Below are 18,713 nucleotides of genomic sequence, written 5' to 3' on the forward strand. Positions count from 1 at the left end.
GGGTTGCTCTTGTCCTTCATTCCTGTTCTGAATGGCTGTTCTTCATTCTTGTTCTTTATGGTTATTCGCCCTGGCGGAATCCTGCCTGAACATGATTCCGGCAACGGCCCCCAACAGACAACCGGCCACCAGCCCGCCAGTATGGGCTGCATTGGCCATATTCCCAAACCCGATGGTTCCCAGTACACCGGTATAACCCACCACCAGCCAGATCAACATAACGCCGTAATACATGGGCGGAAGACCAAACTGCCAGGAGCGATCGACTTTTTCTCGAACCATGCAGTACCCCATCAGGCCATAAACCACTCCGGAAAACCCTCCGAAAAGCGCCTCTTGCCCACCCCAGAAGTATTGGGCAAAGTTCGACAGAAGCCCGGAGAAAAGCACAATACCCAGAAGGTGGAAACCACCCTGGCGACTTTCCAGACGGCTGCCAAAAATATAAAGGGCCAGCATATTGAACGACAGATGAGCAAAACCAAAATGAAGAAAAATCGGGCTCAATATCCGCCAGTACTGCCCCTGGTCCATCCCCATGGCAAAACTGCCAAAATAGATATACTGCCCGGACAGTTCAAAGGGGATAAAAGAAAGCCAGCCGATGGTTTCCCAGTGAGTTCCCAGCCGGGTTACGCCGGCCACCACCAGACACACCAGCATCAACAGAACCGTTACAGGCATTTGCCGCCAGGGAATCCCCTTCAGGGCACCGGCGGGGTCCACGCCTCTGCGGGGAGGTGCCTGCTGTAACTGGAGCTGGCCGGAGCACCATTGCTGGTAAACCGTCTCAATCAGCTCAGCCTGTTCGGCATTACCCGTCCATATCACCAGATTTCCAGACTCTTCCGTCACCTTGTGGGGGACCCCCTGGCTGTACAGAAAATAGGAAAGATCGCTTAAGTCCTTATCTCCGGGAATCTCCAGTGCCCTGTGCATGGTGTTATCTGTCTCTCTTGAATCGGTTAAGTATTGCCTGTCCACTGATTGATCCTGATTGACCAATAGCGGGTTTAACAGCGATCCTCCTGATAGTTCCAGCGCAGCTTGGAACGGCAGGACTCATAGAAATTATGGTTCAGCGGGTGCAGCAGTTTCAGCCGGTCCGCCTTTTTGTGTATGGTAATCTCATCCCCCGGCGCGGAGGTAATGTGAATCTGGCCGTCGCAACTGACCTGGGGGTAAATGGTATTTTCCTCCCGGATCACCAGTTTCAGCTCACTTTCGCCATCCACCACCAGAGGCCGGTTGGTCAGCATATGGGGGTACATGGGCACCAACACAATGGCATCCAGCCTGGGGTGCATGATCGGCCCGCCGCCTGACAATGCATAGGCCGTGGAACCGGTGGGCGTGGCAATGATCAGGCCATCCGCCCGCTGCTGATAGACAAACTGACCATCAATATACAGTTCAAACTCAATAATACGGGTGGACTTGCCTGGGTGGAGCACCACATCATTCAGGGCATCCCCCTGGCCAATCACTTTGCCCTTACGGCGGACTCTGGCCTCCAGCAGGAAGCGGCTTTCCGTCAGATAGCGGCCTTCAAGTACTTCCGCCAGCTGGTCTTCCAGCTCATCGGGGGAAACATCCGTCAAAAAGCCAAGCCGCCCCCGGTTGATGCCAATCACCGGAATATCATAAGCGGCCAGAGTTCTGGCAGCTCCAAGCATACTGCCATCACCACCGACCACGATGGCCAGATCGCATCTCTGCCCCATTTCATCCCGGCTGCAGACCGGCAAACCATGCCCCGGCAATAAATCCGAAATGCTCTGGTCCAGCAGCACACTGATGCCCCGCCCCTGCAGGAAACTCACCAGGTGTTTCAGGGTGTCCACTACCTGGACTCGTCCCTGGCGACCGGTCACTCCAACGATGTTAAATTGTTCCATAAACCCAGTGATGTCACTTTCGCTTTAGTATGGGAGAGGAGCCTGTCAGGCTTATACTGTCGAGCATAAGCCCGACAGGCTCCCAGAGGAATAGTATACGCCAGTAATGAACCACACTTCATCCAGTAGCACACCGAAAACGATACGTCCCTTCCAGCCTCAGGATTTGCGTCAAAGTCTGGAATGGATACAAACCAGCCCGACGCTGTTTAGCCGGGCCGCTTCTGTGTGGATGACGGACAGTCCAATGCCCTGTGGCCTTCCTCCCCTTACTGGGCATGATGGTATGATCAGCAGGCTGGCAGAGCGCATTCAGCAACGGAACAATCCATTACTGGGCATCTATTATGAAACCCTCTGGCAATGGCTACTGGAACAGTACCCCGGCTGTGAGCTGCTGGCCCATAATCTGCAGGTAAGAGCCCATCAGAAAAAAACGCTTTCGGCAGAAACGGCCTCCATTGAACATCAAGCCCCTTCACAAGGCCGAACGCTGGGAGAGTTTGATCTGATCTACCGCTGCCAGTGCAGGGTCTTTCACCGGGAGTTGGCCGTTAAGTTCTACCTGGGGCTGCCATCGGCTCTCACCGGCCTTCAACGTCACCTGGAAAGCCCCTGGCATCACTGGGTTGGGCCTGGGCTTCGGGATCGTCTGGACAGAAAACTGAACCGGTTGATCCATCACCAGATCAACCTGAGTGATCACCCGGAAAGCCAGCAGCAGTTGAATTCCATGGGCATTAAAGCCCTTCCTGAGAAAGAAATACTGATTCAGGGACGTTTATTTTACCCCTTGCTGGCCCCCGACAATGATCTGCACCCGGGAGACGGGCTTCAGAGTTTATGGATCACTTCCGGCAAAACGGCCTCTTTTACAAAACACGCTGCGACGCCCATTCACAGCAACCCGGAGCACTTAAAAGGCTTCTGGCTGACCACCAGCCAGTTTACCCCATGGCTTCTGTCGCAGCCGGAAACCAGGACATTTCAGATACTGCCCAAACCCCAATGGCTGACCCACCAGCCCACCGCCTCCCGGATAAGCCCTGAGACATTGCATCACCAACTACAGGAGGCCAGCCAGCCCCTGCTGATCAATCCGTTTCCGGGCAATACTTCAGCCCACCTGTTTATCGTTCCTGACCCCTGGCCCGAACAGGCTGTAAAACTGGCTAATGATTCTTCCTGAGAGTTGAGCATTGTTGTGCTGCTGCTTACATCAGGACAGCTATGTGCTTCACGCCAGTGCCGATTTCAAACCCAGGTGGTCGGAAAACGGTTTAAAGTCCCTGTCCGTGTACAGCAACCCCATTTTGTGCTCGATACAAAACGAAGCGATAATCACGTCGTTTGTCTTTCGGACAATGATCCCTTTCTTGCGCAGAGCACGAAAGTGGTTGGCGAACTTAATTACCATCGGTAGTCAATCCAGACGCTGGTATCCGCCAGAATCACGGGTTGCTCCTCATCTTGTCCAAATCACCTTCCCACTGGATGTTTCCGCGCAGGCTTCTGATGGATTGTTGTCTGCTTCTTTTTACCAACAGTTTCAGTCCTTGTTCTACCACGTCTTTCCTGGTGTTCAGACCCATTGTTTTTTGTGCCATTAAGTCATCACCTACTTCTATGTTCGTACGCATAACCCATCAATGTGTATACCGTATATTTATATACACATTGCAGTACCGCAAAAAAATAGTGCAAAGTATTACTGAAATGGGCCCCGACAATTCAGGCAGGTGCAGAGAGCCACAGACCAATTCAAACAATCGTTTGATCCCATCCATCTCCCACTGCTACTATCATTCCCACAGGTATCTCCTGACTACAACAAGAACAAAGTTCTGAACACATCATACCGCCAGTGAAGAGTCACCTTTGAAACAAAGCGCATCTTCCCGGCGGCTGTCGTTTGTCTGTCCCTTAACGGGGTACTGGGCAATTCAATGACTGGAACAATAAAGGAAGTCAGTATGGCCAAAGTCCGAACCGGTCGGCGTTATCGACCCGGCCGAGCCGATAGCCAGTACGATGTCATCGTCATTGGCTCTGGCATTGGAGGGTTAACCACCGCCGCGTTACTTTCCCTGCTGGGCCGTAAAGTCTGCGTGCTGGAACAGCATTACACCGCCGGTGGTTACACTCACGTCTATGAACGCAACGGCTATGAATGGGATGTAGGTGTTCACTATATTGGAGAAGTCCACAACCCAAAATCTACACTGCGTCGTGTATTTGATGTGATCAGCCAGAACCGCCTGAAATGGGCGGAAATGGCCCCTGTCTATGACCGCATCATCATTGATGAGCAGAGCTACGATTTTGAAGCCGGCCGGGACAATTTCACCCGGAACCTGCAACAGCGCTTTCCTGATGAGGCAGAAACGATCCAGCAGTATGTTGACCTGATTCGCAAGGTCAGCCGCCTGACCCCCCGCTTTTTTGCGGCCCAGGGTATGCCCCGTCCACTGGCTCGACTGTATAACCTTATCCGCCCCCTGATCATGCCCGACGTTTTCTTTCAAACCACCCGTGAAGTGCTGGAAGCCATGACCGATAATCAGGAATTGATTTCGGTGCTGACCGGTCAGTGGGGGGATTATGGTCAGCCCCCCAGGGACTGTGCCTTCCTTATGCACGCCCTCATTGCCAAGCACTATCTGGGAGGGGGCGCGTACCCGGTGGGCGGCTCTGTGGAAATAGCCAGAAGCATTATCCCGACCATCCAGGCCAGTGATGGAGACGTTTTCACCTATGCCGGAGTAAAACAGGTTCTGATTAAAGGCAACAAAGCGGTGGGCGTACAAATGACCGATGGCAGTGAAATTCGAGCCCGCCAGGTGGTGAGTAATGCCGGCTTCATGGCCACAATGAACCATCTTCTGCCCGATATCACCCGGCAGAAGCTCGGGGTTGAAAACTGGCTCCCCCAGGTTCATCACTCCAGTGCCCACTTATGTCTCTACGCAGGTTTCAAGGGTTCCAGCGAGGAGCTGGGGCTGGATACCGCCAACCTGTGGGTCTACCCCAGTGGCGATCACGAAGGAAACCTGGAAGCTTACCTTAACGACGCCAGCCAGCCGTTCCCCCTGGCTTATATTTCCTTCCCTTCCGCCAAAGATCCGGACTGGGAAAAAAGGTACCCTGGCAAATCCACCGTGGAGGTGGTTACCGTGGCCAACCCGGACTGGTTCCGGCAGTGGGAGGGCACAACCTGGTGCCAGCGGGGGGAAGACTATGAGACGTTCAAGGAACAGTTTGCCCAAAGGCTGCTGGAGGTTCTGTTCAAACACCGCCCCCGGCTTCGGGAAAAGCTGGATTATTATGAATTGTCCACCCCCCTTTCTACCCGCTGGTTTCAGTGGAATGAAAAGGGTGAAATCTACGGCCTTGATCACTATGTTGACCGTTTCAAAAAACCTTTCCTGCACCCGGCCACCCCCGTCAAGGGGCTGTATCTGACCGGTGCAGATGTCATGACTGCAGGCATTGGGGGCGCCATGATGGGTGGGGTAATGGCCACCTGTGTCATGGAGGGCACCCGAGCCCGACAGGTGATTCAGTTGTTGAAAAAACCTCCCTCCCAGGAAAAGCAGGCCCCTGAAGCTATGGCCCGCTCTCACTGAGAACGGACGGTAGACCGGGGTTATTCCGGATAGTGCACTGAACAAAAAAGCGGCATACTGTGCCGCTTTTCAAATCCGGACACTCCCCCCATGACCATCGAACACACCCTGATGCAGCGCAGTGGCTCCAAGTGTGAACTCTGTTCTTCTGAACAGGATCTTGGCCTGTATGAAGTTCCTCCCCAGGGGAACAGCAACAATCCTGATCACTGTGTTCTTGCCTGCAATACATGCCGCCAGCAAATTCTGGCTTCACAGGAGCTGGACGTTAATCACTGGCGTTGTCTGAATGACAGCATGTGGAGCCCGGTACCCGCAGTCCAGGTGGTGGCCTGGCGAATGCTGAACCGCCTTTCCTCTGAAAGCTGGGCTCAGGATCTGCTGGATATGATGTACCTTGAAGATGAGGTTCGACTGTGGGCAGAAGCCGGTCTTGATGCCCAGGCCGATGAAGAGGCCACGCCCACCCTGGACTGCAACGGTGCTGTGCTTCAGGCAGGTGATACGGTGACTCTGATCAAGGACCTTCCGGTGAAAGGCGCCGGTTTTACAGCAAAACGGGGTACAGCCGTCAGAAATATATCCCTCACCTCCAATCCGGAACATATTGAAGGGCGCGTCAACGGTACCCGGATTGTGCTGTTGACCTGCTACCTGAAAAAATCCGGTTCGTGAGCCGCCCCTTTTTTACCAGCCAGCTTATACCGCCAACTCTTATTGACTTAGCACAAAGCCTCGTTTAACTGAGTTCGAAACTGTAGCGTTATCAGCTGACTTTCCAAGACCTGTAGGCCTTTTTTTTATCGTCAATTCTCATCGTGGTGTTGCAAGTGCACAGGAGCACTCCCTCTGTCTTTTGACGGTTTCTCCTCTCAAGGATATTTAGATGAAGTACACACGCCTGTTACTCCCCCTGACCCTGGCACTATCCACTACGGCTATGGCTGGTGGACACCGTGAGCCTTACCAGGCCCAGACCCAACTGCTCAACAAAACCTATTCAGAACAACAGGCCCCCTCCCTGAGGGTTGCAACCTTTAACATGGCCGCTGGCCGTGTATCATCATTATCCGAAATCGCCAAAGCTATTAAAGCCTTGAATGCTGACATTGTTGCCATACAGGAAGTCGATGTATTAACAGGTCGAAGTGGCAAGATTGATCAGGTGGAAAAAATTGCAGAGCTGACAGGATTAAATATTGAGTTTGGCCGGGCCATTGATTTTGATGGTGGCCAGTACGGTTTGGCCATCGCCTCAAAATATCCCATTCTAAAAACAGCGACGACACTGCTTCCATCAGGCCAGCGAGAGCAACGAATCATGTTTGAAGCTCATATTGATGTACCAGGATTTGAAGCCCCCATTACCGTCTTCAATACCCACCTCGACACAAAAGAGGACCCAACTATGCGGGTGGAGCAGGTCCGGGCACTTAATGATACGGCTATTGATACCCGAGGCATCAAAATTCTGATGGGTGATATGAATGACGTCCCGAAATCCGTCACCCATCAGGAGCTTTCCCGTTACTGGAACACTGTTGAAGATAAAAGTGTTGACTTTAGAAGCTGGCCTGCTGGCAACCCTGAGATTCAGGTCGACTATATCATGACTGGCAAAGCTCAGAAGTGGGTAGTCAAGGATATTGTTGTCCCACAAAATGACAAAGAATATGGTTCTATTGACTGGCCCACTGTAACAGACCATTTACCGATTATTGTTGATATGAAAATGCTGGAACAATAACAGGTACCCAACCAGAATTATGGCCGAAGGTCATTTGCCCTATCGCATTTGAACCTTCTGCCTCACAAAAAAATCCACCCCCACAACCCGCCCTATTCTTCCTGTATTCTAAAAACCATTTCAGTGCCGCAGGACTTGTTCGCACCTTCCCTAAGTCAGTTCCGATATATCGTCTCAATCAAATGAAATCCAAAGCGTGTCTTGACCGGACCATGAACCGTTAACACCTTCTGTTTAAACACGACCTGGTCAAAGGCCTTCACCATCTGTCCCGGACGAAACTCTCCCAGATCGCCTCCTTTCTTTCCGGACGGGCACAAAGAGTATTTTTTAGCCAGCCGGGCAAAGTCCTCCCCCCGGGCAATACGCTGTTTCAGCTTTTCCGCCTCCTCCCGGGTTTTCACCAGAATATGGCGCGCACAGGCTACTGACATCAAACTACACCTCAATTTTTGAACCGGAGAGATCATAACGGTTCAATCCGGCAAATCCAGGTTTTTTTCCAGTGTCATATACCCATTGCAGAGTCACCCCTTCTGCCTGAGAAACTGTTTGGAGCGACGATAGGGCAACACATCCATGACCTGACCCTTCAGGATCTGCTGTTGAACGCCCTGCCAGTAACTGGCAGTGAACAGATCACCATGGAGTCGGCAAAACTGCTGCCGGATGGCCCGGTCCGGAAATAGAAAGACCGGGAACTCCTCTGGAAAAATATCGTTGGGCGCCACCGAATACCATGGCTCCGCCGCCAATTCCTGTTCCGGATACAGAGCTTCAGGGATATCCCGGAAGTGACACTCAGTGAGATAACTGATCTCATCGTAGTCATAGAATACCACCCGCCCGTGGCGGGTAACCCCAAAGTTTTTCAGCAGCATATCGCCAGGGAAAATATTGGCTGCAGCCAGCTGTTTGATGGCATTCCCGTATTCTTCAAGCACCTCAAGCAGCGCCCGGTCATCCCCTCTCTGAACCACCTGATCAACATAGATGTTTAACGGGGTCATGCGCCTTTCCGTATACAAATGGCGAATAAGCACTTTATCGTCGTATACCTGAACGGTAGAAGGGGCCACTTCCTGCAACTCCTGCAGCAACTCATCACAGAACCGGGCTTTGGGCAGCACCAGATTGGAGAACTCCTGAGTGTCCGCCATTCTGCCAACACGGTCATGGGTTTTCACCAGGAAATAGCGATCCTTGACCACCTCACGGCTCACCTCTTTTGGCGGGGCAAAGCGGTCCTTGATGATCTTGAACACCATGTCCAGGGAAGGCAGGGTGAATACCGACATCACCATGCCCCGGATGCCCGGGGCAATGACAAACTGATCCCTGGACTGCTGGAGATGATCTAGAAAGTCCCGGTAAAAAACGCTCTTTCCATGTTTGAAAAAGCCGATGGAGTTGTACATTTCCGCCCGGTTTTTCCCGGGAATCAGGGAGTGCAGAAACTCAATGCATTCCGAGGGAATCCGGGCATCCACCATGAAATAGGAACGGGTAAAGCTGAACAGTACACTGACATTGTCGTTATCGCAGAGCAGGGTATCCAGGTAAAGCCCTCCCCGCTCATTGTTCAGTACTGGCAGCACAAAAGGCTGAAGACTGTCACCGGCCACCAGACGCCCCACCAGATAGGCGCCTTTGTTCCGGTAAAACACCCACTTGAGCACATCCACCCGGATATCCCTGCGCTCAACCCAGTCAGGCAGGGCTTCCCTGAGCGCAAGAATCACATTTCGAATGTCCCGACGACGGTACTCCCAGGGCAGCTCAAACTGAAAATCATCCAGAATCTGCCCCACCAGCTTCACCAGTCCGATTTCTGTGTAATAAGACCGATAAATCCCCCGGGGGCTTTGCACCTTGAACCCGTCAAATTCCGAATGAATAAAACAGTGACGGGCGTTCACCGCCTCCCTCTCATGGGAAAAGAAGAAGATTTTGCGATAGATGGAGTTGTAGAAGGTTTCGGCCAGTTCAGGGTCCGTTCGATAGGAAATCTGGTCAATGTATGCGTTGCGGACATCCAGCCAGTAATCCGGGTTCTGGTAATGTCCCTGACACTGGCTGTCCAGGGCTTCCATCACGTCATCAATGGCCTGGCGGTAAAGGTTGATTCGGTCGGAAGCCGCGACCTGGGCGGCCACCCAGTCCGCCTTCAAAAAGCGTTCTCGGGCCCCCAGGGTGATATCCGTAAACCGGGTCCGGTAATCACTGAATCCGTCAAGAATCACTCTGGCAATCTGCCGGGCCATGGAACTGTTCATGACTGCACCCATTTTTATAAGAGCCTGTTTTCATTGTTATCAGCATGACCGGTGACGAAAGCCTTTACATCAGCACCGATCAAATCCCCGCCGTCCCTGAAGACCTCCGGTGTGAATCATCAACAGCCGTTTGCCGGAGATTCCTGCCCCACCGGACTCAACCCTCTCCTTCAGCGCTTTCAGAACCTTGCCGGTATACACGGGATCCAGAGGAATGCCGGTATCCTGCTCAAAAGCGTCCATCAATGCCAGCAGCGCCTCATGGGTTCGGGCATAACCACCGCAGTGATGATCGGTCAAAAGCGTCCAGTTTGGCAAGGGCTGGCTGATCAATGCCTGGATATCCCTATTCAGAAATCCGGCCCCTTTCAACACCGCAACACCCACAACCCGGGTATCTGGACCGGATCGCCAGGTGGAAGTGGCAACCCCCGCCAGAGTGGCGCCGGTTCCACAGGCCAGCCAGATTTCATCATAATCACTGGCGGTGATGCTTCCCGCAGCCAGAATCTCCTCACAACCTTTCACCCCTAAAGCGTTTCCTCCACCCTCCGGAACCGGATAAACCTCCGCCTCAGACAGTTGGAGCTGATCAAGCAGCTCTCTCCGGCTATTGTGGTCATCGGGCTCACGCAGTTGCCGATAATCCTGCCGATTGACAAAATGCAGCTGCATTCCCCATGACAACGCATCCTGAAGCATGGCGGAGAGATCTCCGGGACGCTCTCCCCGGATCACACCAACCGTCTGGATACCAAAATGATGGCCAGCCGCCGCCAGGGCATGAATATGATTGGACCAGGCGCCCCCGTAACTGAGCACCACCGGTTTACCCTGCTCCCGGGCCGCCTCCAGATTATGTCTGAGTTTGTACCATTTATTGCCGCTGATGTCCGGGTGCAGCTGATCAAGGCGTAACACATCCAGTGATACACCGGCACGATTCAGCCATTGAGTGGATACAGAGTTGACCGGAACCGGCCGATCCAGAGAGTCAATAGATTCGAATACCATACTTCAACAACAGCCGGGGCAGGTGAACATCCAGTTGCCGTACCTGCTCATCTTCCAGGGTAATCACATTCAAACCGTATTGCTGATAGAGTTCCAGCTTCGCCTCCTTACGCTGGCGGTAATCGCCATCAGAGGGCTGGCCCAGGTATTCCAGATAGACATTACCCTGAGGCAGATAAAACTCCGCGTATAACTCAGGGTCTACCGGCAGTTTGCGTTCATAGGCATGGGCAATGCCCGCCAGATACAGCCAGTTATCGATCATTAATTCCGTTTTGGAGCGGACCAGGTGACCATCCGCCGCTCGCAGCCTGGCCGGAAACGCCTTCCGGTATTGGCTGATTTCACTGCCCGCCTGTTGATCCAGCCCAATAGCATGGGACAGATCCGCCCTGACTTCTTTAATGGATGAAATGACCGCAGGCTTTTCCAGAACCGCTTTTGGCCAGCTCACCCAGTGACGGTCATTATGAGGGTTTTCATGTTGCTGGCCACCTGCTTTAGCGCCAGGCTCTGTCACCACCCAGCCTTTGCCTGAGCGGCGGATCCAGCCCAGTTCTGCCAGCATCCGGTTGACCTGTCTGGGGGACAATCCCAGATAGTCTCCCAGGGTTGTGGCAGTCAACTGCCCATCGTCCACTTTTTTTTCAGGCCTGTCCTGGCGGGTAGCAATGGCCACCATCTCCGGCCAGACAATATAAGTACCGTATTTAACGTGGGTTGTGTATTCCCCCCCTTCCGCCTTTCCCTGATCGGTGAGTATCCAGCTGTCGTCCCGGCGCTCAATCCAACCTGCCTGCTCCATTTTTTTAAACAGGGCATGGGCCGGAATTTCCAGGGACCGGGCCAGGGCGCTGGTGGAAATTTTATGGGGTTCGATGGTATCCATTGGCAGCGCCTCCAGCAGTGATGGTCACAATGTACTGAAAGCGCCTCAGGATGGAAAGGGGATTATGGGCTGATTAGAGGTCTTCCTTAGAGCCGCGCTTACTTGCTTCGCCCTCTCCTGTCTCTGCTGCCTCTGCTATCGGAGCTTCTACTCCTGTCTCTCCTGCCCCTGCTATCGGAGCTTCTACTCCTGTCTGTGCTTCTACCCCTGCCTGATCTGAATCCTGGTTATTCAGCCGAAGCTTTGGCGCTTCAACATATCTGAGATAATCAGGCTTGCCAATCTCACTGGATGGTAAATGAACCGTGATCACCTCTCCATACAATGATCTTGCCTCGTCAAGAGAGACCGAGGGAGCAACAATCATCCTTTCGCCTTCTTTTCGGTTGGCGGGGGATGCAATCCTGCCCTCTTCCTGGTTAATTAACAGTCTGTTTTTTATTACTCTAACCACTTCATCGAAGTTTCTCCCGATATCCATGGGGTACAGCATTGAAACCCTCAGTTTCTTGTCTTTGTCAATAAGAAACAGAGCCCGTATCGTTTCATTCTGTTTTGGAGTGCGCTCTTTCCCTGGCAGTTCCTCTTCAGGCAGCATATCGAATTTTTTTGCTACCAGTAACGATTCATCAACAATAAGGGGGAAGGACAGAGTCTCTTTCTTCGACTTTGCCTGTTGCAAAAGGTCTTTTACCCAATGCTGGTGATCTTCATAGCTATCAGCACTCAGTCCTAAGACCCGTGTCCTTAATTGTTTAAATTCCGGCATAAGTTCCTCTACTTTCGCCAGTTCTGTGGTACAGACCGGGGTAAAGTCTTTGGGGTGAGAGAAGAGAATCACGAAGTCGGCATCCATTTGCTCTATCTGCTCATGAAAACGCATCTGTGTTTTCGCTCCTTCATCGTAAACCGTGACCTCAAAATCAGGCACCACCTCATTCAACCTCAAGGCAAAAACCGACTGCGCTGTAAAGGCCAGAATAAGTGTTGTAATAAGACATCTCAGACCTTTGCGTAAGAAGCCTTGAAAGAATCCTGATGATTTAATCAAAGAGTAACTATCAATATTCATAGTGAGATACCTCAAAACGTTCTGCCATAATCAATAAAGATCATAAGGGGGCATTGAGAATGCACTTCTGTTCGAGTGCAATGAGGGGAAAAGTCTAGTCACTGATTTCAACAGGCGTAATAGAACGAATACTTTCTACTCATCAGGGTTACTTATCGATTTGGCAATTAAACGACCATAATCGGGCAGTCCCACCTACTCCGAGCTTTGAAATTAACCACGAAACCTTTTTCTGCCTATTTTTAAACTTGGCAAAAACTTTATGAAAAAATGTTCTACCTTTGTAAACAGCATTTTCCCATCTGCACAACCCTGTTTAACTTGGCTTGATTATCATGGAGCCTGTCCATGACCCATAACCCATTGTCTCTCAGCCACTATAAACGTCCTGTTCTGGCAGCACCCGGGAATGCCCGTAAACTGTTGCTGCACTCCTGTTGCGCCCCCTGTGCCGGTGAAATAATGGAGGCTATCCAGGCCTCTGGTGTTGAACAGACGGTCTTTTTCTACAACCCGAATATTCATCCTGTTGAGGAATACCAGCTGCGCAAGGATGAAAACCAGCGTTTCTGCCACAAGCTCGGAATACCGTTTATTGATGCCGATTACGATACAGACCGTTGGTTTGACCGGGCAAAGGGAATGGAAAACGAACCCGAGAGAGGAAAGCGCTGCACCGCCTGTTTTGATATGCGCTTTGAGCGTACCGCCCTCTACGCCTTCGAACAACAGTTTCCGGTTATCTCCAGCACCCTGGGGATTTCCCGATGGAAAAATATGGAGCAAATCAATCACTGCGGCATTCGTGCCGCAGCCCCCTATTCCGGAGTCGAGTACTGGACCTTTAACTGGCGCAAACAGGGGGGAAGCCAGCGGATGGTTGAACTGGCCAAACAGGAGTCTTTCTATCAGCAGGAGTACTGTGGTTGTGTCTACAGCCTTCGGGACACCAACCGGCACCGCCTGGCCAGGGGGCGCCCACGGATCAAACGACTGGTGAAGTTTTATGGTGAGTCGGCTCAGAAAGACGACACAGCCATTATCGCCAGATCATCCTGACTTTATTCCGCTGACTCCATCAGTAACTGTTCCAGCTGCTTATGCCGCGAATTCCTGTCCTGCTCAGCCAACCGACTGACCGCTGAATAAAAGGCCGACAGACTCCCTGCCCGGACCATCATTCTGGCAAAGGCGGGTACAAAACGGTGGTAGTCACTGACGGTAGCCAGCTTGGCGTTATTGATCGTACTCATCCAGGCGTCATAGCGTTGATCCATACCCAGCTGTACTTTCAGGCCCGCATAGGCTTGATGAAGCTCCTGAAATATCTGCTTTTTCCGCTTTCTTTTGACAGGGGTGGCCAGATCACTGTCATACAGTGTCGCCAGACGCTCCCGATATTTCATTAACAAAAGGTTTAACTGCTGACTCCACTGTGCCTCAGGGCCCGAAACTGGAGCTTTATCTGAGTGACGGAGCTGCCAACGGCGTAGCCCTTCCTGTTCTACTGCTGTGGCAAAGCTTTCATTAAACAGCGTATCGTCTTTCACATAGAGCTTCTTATGGGCCGACTCGTGAAAAATCAGCGAAACCAGGCGGTCCGGCTTATGAAAAGCAAAAGTATTCAGCACCGGATCATCAAACCAGCCCAGAGTGGAATACGCGGTAATCCCCCCCACATGGGTTTCATAACCCTGCTTCTGCAATTCCCGGGCTTTCTCCTGAGCTGCCTGTTCAGAAAAATACCCCCGGTACCCCACACACCCGGCTATGGGGTAACACCAGGTTTTGCTGTTAACGGAAAATTCTTCTGCCCCATAAACATTCCAGACCACATAGGGGCGACCGGTATCCACATAATGGCTGAAGTTCCCCCCCACCGGCAGCTCTAGTTGATCACCGGCAAAAACTCTGGCCTCCTGAACCAGCCTGAGCTGCTGCTTCAACACCGGATCCGTATTTTTGTCCGCCATAACCCGCTCAACGCTCTGGCGATTCCAGATCAGGGACAGCTGCCCTCCTGCTGCCTGGGAATAGTAAGCCAGATGTTCACATCCGGCCAACAGTAGGATGCTGGTCAATACCAGAGCCAGGCCAGGTTTGCTTAATCTTCTCTTCTGTTCCCGGGAAATGAACTCTGCAGAGGTTCCCTGGTCACCGTTTATCCACATAAATGCCGCCAGATAAAGTAAATGAGAGCTGCTTCGTGATGACTTATCTGTCAATAGATTAAGCCTTTTAAGCAGGAAAGGATGAAACTTTTTGCTCCAGACGCCGCTCCAATGTCTACTCTAAACAGCCATGAGAAAAAAGTGCAGCCCATCCCGAACCCTGAAAGTGGCTCCAGAGCCTGGTAACGGTGTACTTTTTTCATAATAAATTGCCCAGACATTCATTTTCCAGGTTCACCAGGAGCCACTGAAGAGAACAACAATGAATAAACGCCTTCGCCTCGCCAGCCTGATCCTTATGGTAATGCTGCTGGTTTTATCTGTGCCATGGTACAAGCCTGCAAACAGCACAGGGCCCAGTGTATTCGGTTTTCCAGGCTGGGTAGTGATCGCTTTTGGCTGCTATATCCTGCTTACTCTGGTGAATGCCCTGTTGTGGCTTACCCTTCCGTCCGAAGGAGAGTAATCCATGGCTCAGTCTCCTGCCTTCAGCCTCCTGTCCATTGCCCTGTATCTGCTGGTACTGGTTCCTGCCTGCCTGGTCGCCAGGAACCGAAGTACCCGTAAAAATGCCAGTGATCATTACCTGGCGAATCGATCCCTGGGTTTTCTGGTGCTTTTTCTCACCATTTATGCAACGGCTTTCAGTGGCAATATTCTGGGCTTCAGTGGCCAGGGCTACCGGCTCGGGTTTATCTGGATCATGTCTGCAGGACTCTGGGCTTCCATATCCGTGAGCTTTCACCTCCTGGTTCCCAAACTGCGCCCACTGGCGACTCAGCACCACTTTATAACCCCAGGAGACTGGATACGTTTCCGTTTCCCTGACCCATCCCCGTTATTGAGAGTTCTGGTGGCTGTGGTACTGATCCTGTCTCTGGGTAATTTTCTGTTTGCCCAGCTCAAGGCCGCTGGCGAGATTCTTAATGTCATCACCAACGGCATGATCTCTTATGAGGCAGGCGTTCTTCTCTTCGCCGTGATTATCCTGACCTACGATATTCTGGGTGGGCTCAGGGCCGTTGCCTGGACCGATATGATCCAGGGGTTGATCATGCTGGCGGGGTTTACCTGCCTGGTCTTCTGGATGATGCAGGTGTCCGGTGGGCTGGACAGTATCGCCCGGGAAGTCACCCGCTTACGGCCTGACAGTGCGGGAATACCTTCTGGCACCGTCCAGATCAAGTGGTTCAGCCTGATGCTGCTCGGGGGACTGTCAGTGATCGTCTATCCCCAGACCCTCCAGAGAATATTTGCCGCCGCCAGCGACCGAGTCCTCCACCAGTCGCTGGCGGTCATGGGCATCGTCTCCCTGTTGACCTCTTTTGTTATCCTCTTCACCGGCTGGACAGCCATTGCCCTTCTGGATCTGAACCTGGGCCTGCAGGCCGACCAGGTACTGCCCCGCCTGCTGGGACTCTGGGCAGACAGTGGCCCCTGGAACCGGGCCGCCGCAATGCTGGTGTTGATGGCTGTCCTGGCGGCCATCATGTCCACAGCGGACTCTGTTTTACTGTCGGTGGTTTCCATTATCCGCCATGATCTGATCCAGCAAACCAGCAGGGAGGGGTTAAAGCATGACCACCGGATTACCGTGATTCTGATGGGAGTAATGGCGATTCTTGCCCTTTACCGGGACATCACCCTGTGGCGGCTGATCGAATTGAAGCTGGAACTGTTAATACAGTGCTTCCCGGCCTTTGTGATTGCCCTGCACTGGAAAAAACCGGGAGCCCGGCCAGTACTGGCAGGGCTGGTTTGTGGATTGCTGTTTATGGGGATTACCCTGCAAATGGGTGTGAAGCAGTTTTATGGTGTCAATGCCGGACTGGTTGCCCTGGCCATTAACCTTGGAGTGCTCTGTACCGTACGCTGGCTGATGAGCGTTACCTGCATGGATAAAGACAAAAGCTTTTAACAGAGGTGAAACCGGCGGCAGAGTCGATTGCAAACCACCCAGCCGCCAGCTTCCCTCTTTTTTAATCCCCCATGGCCGTCCCTTCCCGGCGAATATCAGCAGCCCCTTTAAGCCCCTCCGCCGTAAGCAGTATGCCATGCAGCCCACTGTTCAGTTCCCGCACCTTCACGTCATAACCTAACTGTTTCAGGGAGGCAGCCATAAATTCAGCGCTGGTTCCTTCCTCAAGGTCATAAGTACCAAAGCGGTTAACCCGGTGAGGCAGATTGATTGCTTCGTCCAGTGGCAGCTGCCAGTCCAGATGAGCAATGAGCGTTTTGGCCACATAACCAATAATACGACTGCCTCCAGGAGAGCCAATCACCATGTAAGGCTTCCCTTCTTTCATCACCACAGTGGGGGCCATGGACGACCTGGGTCGCTTGCCCGGCTCAATCCGGTTGGCAATGGGTTTGCCCTCTCTGGAGGGCCGGAAGGAGAAATCAGTCAATTCATTGTTCAGTAAAAAACCTCCCACCATCACCCGGGAACCAAAGCCATTCTCAATGGTTGTGGTCATGGACACCACATTACCCAGGGCATCCACAATACTGATATGACTGGTGGAGGGCAGTTCAATGGATTCATCCGGGGAACGCGCCAACCGGGTGACCTCGGGAGGAGCACCGGCATAGACCTCGGTCATTGCCTTATCACCACTGAGCAACCGGGAGCGACTCTGGAGATACTGCTTGTCCAGTAACCCTTCCGGCATTGAGACAAAGTCGGTATCCGCCATGTACAACCCCCGATCCGCAAAGGCCAACCGTGACGCATCGCCAATCAGTCGCCAGCTCTGGGGGTTGTCCGGTCCCAGTGCCCTGATATCATAGGGTTCCAGCATCCCCAGAATCTGCCCTACGGTCAGTGCCCCGGAGCTGGGAGGTCCCATGCCACACACATTGAATCCTCGATACTCCTGGCAGACAGGCTGTCGCTCGATCACCCGATAGTTCTTCAAATCATCCAGGCTGAGCACGCCAGGATTATCTTTCGCGGAACGCACCGCTGCCACCAGATCATGGGCAATTTTCCCCTGATAAAAAGGCTGAATGCCTTTTTCAGCCAGCAGCGTCAAGGTCTCAGCAAAATCAGGATTCTTCAGCATGTCCCCCGACTGAATCGCCTTGCCCTTGGGAAAAAAGTACTGTCCAGTAACGGGATACCGACTCAGTCGTTCACGGTCCTTTGCCACCAGAGCAGCCAGACGGGGGGAAACGATAAATCCATTGTCTGCCAGTTCGATGGCCGGTTGAAACAGGACTTTCCAGCTTAACTTGCCATAACGCTGATGCATCTCTTTCATCAGTTTCAGCGTACCGGGAGTACCCACGGATCGCCCCCCAACCACTGCGTCATAAAACGACAGGGGCTCTCCCCTGGAGTCCAGAAACAGATCAGGCGTTACCGAAGCAGGGGCCGTTTCCCGACCATCCCATGTGGTCAGCCGTTGCCTGGGGCCATCGAAATACACAGCAAATGCCCCTCCCCCAATACCGGAGGACTGTGGCTCTACCAGATTCAGCACCAGCTGGGTGGCAATCATGGCATCAACCGCCGTTCCTCCCTGCTTCAATATCTGGTAACCGGCATTGACCGCGTAAGGATTGGCGGCGGCCACCATGAAATCACTGGCTGACACCAGTGACTGCGCCACCCGTCCCGTTGCCCCCTCGGGAGCCACCTCATCGGCCACATCCGAGACCGCCCCGACAGCCCCCATACACCAGAACAGACTTCCAGCCAGAAGCCCTGTTAATTGCCTGATCATTCCTGACTCCTTTCGCACTTTTATTTTTGGTTCAGCTATTTTTAATCAAACGATTCCGGGTCAACCTTTCCCAGCCACCTGCAGGCTGGGCTTCCCCCTTTATGATGCTTCCTTGAACATTGATTCCATACCGTAAAAGCATACGGCAATGGGGCTGACGGAATACAGCCCTGAATCAATCAATATTCCTTATCCGTCTTGCCATTCGCCCAGCGCCGCCGATACATCAGAAGTCAACCCAGAACCTATGAAGGCCCTGCAGCCTGCTCACTGAACCCGTCAGGTAGAACCC

General features: G+C 52.6%; 18 protein-coding genes. 7 read left to right on the plus strand and 11 right to left on the minus strand.

What is annotated here, in order from left to right; all coding sequences use genetic code 11:
* Positions 1-42 precede the first annotated feature (42 nt).
* Positions 43-984, minus strand: a complete 942-nt coding sequence (locus tag ACNRUY_RS08755; RefSeq protein ID WP_488111271.1) for a rhomboid family intramembrane serine protease — start codon at positions 982-984, stop codon at positions 43-45.
* A 29-nt stretch (positions 985-1,013) separates the two neighbouring features.
* Positions 1,014-1,898, minus strand: coding sequence for an NAD(+) kinase (locus ACNRUY_RS08760; RefSeq protein ID WP_488111272.1), 885 nt, complete (start codon positions 1,896-1,898; stop codon positions 1,014-1,016).
* 166 nt (positions 1,899-2,064) lie between these two features.
* Between ACNRUY_RS08760 and ACNRUY_RS08765 the strand changes: the two genes are divergently transcribed.
* On the plus strand, positions 2,065-3,087 hold the full coding sequence (locus ACNRUY_RS08765; protein ID WP_488111273.1) for a DUF1853 family protein: 1,023 nt from the start codon (positions 2,065-2,067) through the stop codon (positions 3,085-3,087).
* 48 nt (positions 3,088-3,135) lie between these two features.
* Here the strand turns inward: ACNRUY_RS08765 and ACNRUY_RS08770 are convergent, their stop codons facing one another.
* A complete protein-coding gene (locus tag ACNRUY_RS08770) occupies positions 3,136-3,315 on the minus strand; it encodes a PIN domain-containing protein (protein ID WP_488111274.1) in 180 nt (59 codons plus the stop codon).
* 34 nt (positions 3,316-3,349) lie between these two features.
* Complete coding sequence (locus ACNRUY_RS08775; protein ID WP_488111275.1) at positions 3,350-3,538, minus strand: type II toxin-antitoxin system VapB family antitoxin; 189 nt, start codon at positions 3,536-3,538, stop codon at positions 3,350-3,352.
* 306 nt (positions 3,539-3,844) lie between these two features.
* Between ACNRUY_RS08775 and ACNRUY_RS08780 the strand changes: the two genes are divergently transcribed.
* From ACNRUY_RS08780 to ACNRUY_RS08790, 3 genes are all read left to right on the plus strand, one after another.
* On the plus strand, positions 3,845-5,524 hold the full coding sequence (locus tag ACNRUY_RS08780; protein WP_488111276.1) for a phytoene desaturase family protein: 1,680 nt from the start codon (positions 3,845-3,847) through the stop codon (positions 5,522-5,524).
* A 90-nt stretch (positions 5,525-5,614) separates the two neighbouring features.
* A complete protein-coding gene (locus ACNRUY_RS08785; protein ID WP_488111277.1) occupies positions 5,615-6,199 on the plus strand; it encodes a PhnA domain-containing protein in 585 nt (194 codons plus the stop codon).
* Positions 6,200-6,410: 211 nt separating this feature from the next.
* The gene (locus ACNRUY_RS08790) at positions 6,411-7,271 is read left to right on the plus strand and encodes an endonuclease/exonuclease/phosphatase family protein (RefSeq protein ID WP_488111278.1); all 861 of its coding nucleotides are present in this window, start codon (positions 6,411-6,413) and stop codon (positions 7,269-7,271) included.
* 155 nt (positions 7,272-7,426) lie between these two features.
* Here ACNRUY_RS08790 and ACNRUY_RS08795 read toward each other — a convergent pair whose 3' ends face one another.
* From ACNRUY_RS08795 to ACNRUY_RS08815, 5 genes are all read right to left on the minus strand, one after another.
* Complete coding sequence (locus ACNRUY_RS08795) at positions 7,427-7,705, minus strand: peptidylprolyl isomerase (protein ID WP_488111279.1); 279 nt, start codon at positions 7,703-7,705, stop codon at positions 7,427-7,429.
* Positions 7,706-7,798: 93 nt separating this feature from the next.
* Complete coding sequence (gene aceK, locus ACNRUY_RS08800; protein ID WP_488111280.1) at positions 7,799-9,547, minus strand: bifunctional isocitrate dehydrogenase kinase/phosphatase; 1,749 nt, start codon at positions 9,545-9,547, stop codon at positions 7,799-7,801.
* 69 nt (positions 9,548-9,616) lie between these two features.
* Positions 9,617-10,561: a 1-aminocyclopropane-1-carboxylate deaminase/D-cysteine desulfhydrase gene (locus ACNRUY_RS08805; RefSeq protein ID WP_488111281.1), complete on the minus strand. Its 945-nt coding sequence runs from the start codon at positions 10,559-10,561 to the stop codon at positions 9,617-9,619.
* Positions 10,542-11,450 carry a hypothetical protein gene (locus tag ACNRUY_RS08810; protein WP_488111282.1) on the minus strand — a complete coding sequence of 303 codons (909 nt, stop codon included), beginning with the start codon at positions 11,448-11,450 and terminating at the stop codon, positions 10,542-10,544. The genes ACNRUY_RS08805 and ACNRUY_RS08810 overlap by 20 nt, the downstream gene beginning before the upstream one ends.
* A 73-nt stretch (positions 11,451-11,523) precedes the next feature.
* A complete protein-coding gene (locus tag ACNRUY_RS08815) occupies positions 11,524-12,522 on the minus strand; it encodes a redoxin domain-containing protein (protein ID WP_488111283.1) in 999 nt (332 codons plus the stop codon).
* A 348-nt stretch (positions 12,523-12,870) separates the two neighbouring features.
* Here ACNRUY_RS08815 and ACNRUY_RS08820 point away from each other — a divergent pair, with 348 nt between their 5' ends.
* Positions 12,871-13,581: an epoxyqueuosine reductase QueH gene (locus ACNRUY_RS08820; protein WP_488111284.1), complete on the plus strand. Its 711-nt coding sequence runs from the start codon at positions 12,871-12,873 to the stop codon at positions 13,579-13,581.
* Positions 13,582-13,583: 2 nt separating this feature from the next.
* On the opposite strand, the gene ACNRUY_RS08825 is transcribed toward ACNRUY_RS08820, so the two are convergent.
* Positions 13,584-14,747, minus strand: coding sequence for an aminopeptidase (locus ACNRUY_RS08825; RefSeq protein WP_488111285.1), 1,164 nt, complete (start codon positions 14,745-14,747; stop codon positions 13,584-13,586).
* Positions 14,748-14,955: 208 nt separating this feature from the next.
* On the opposite strand from ACNRUY_RS08825, the gene ACNRUY_RS08830 reads away from it, so the two are divergent.
* Together ACNRUY_RS08830 and ACNRUY_RS08835 are read left to right on the plus strand one after the other, a co-directional pair.
* Positions 14,956-15,159 carry a hypothetical protein gene (locus ACNRUY_RS08830; protein ID WP_488111286.1) on the plus strand — a complete coding sequence of 68 codons (204 nt, stop codon included), beginning with the start codon at positions 14,956-14,958 and terminating at the stop codon, positions 15,157-15,159.
* 3 nt (positions 15,160-15,162) lie between these two features.
* The gene (locus ACNRUY_RS08835) at positions 15,163-16,611 is read left to right on the plus strand and encodes a sodium:solute symporter family protein (protein ID WP_488111287.1); all 1,449 of its coding nucleotides are present in this window, start codon (positions 15,163-15,165) and stop codon (positions 16,609-16,611) included.
* 61 nt (positions 16,612-16,672) lie between these two features.
* On the opposite strand, the gene ggt is transcribed toward ACNRUY_RS08835, so the two are convergent.
* Complete coding sequence (gene ggt, locus ACNRUY_RS08840) at positions 16,673-18,421, minus strand: gamma-glutamyltransferase (RefSeq protein ID WP_488111288.1); 1,749 nt, start codon at positions 18,419-18,421, stop codon at positions 16,673-16,675.
* Between the last annotated feature and the right edge of the window lie 292 nt (positions 18,422-18,713).

This window comes from Endozoicomonas sp. Z74 (genome assembly GCF_057680865.1).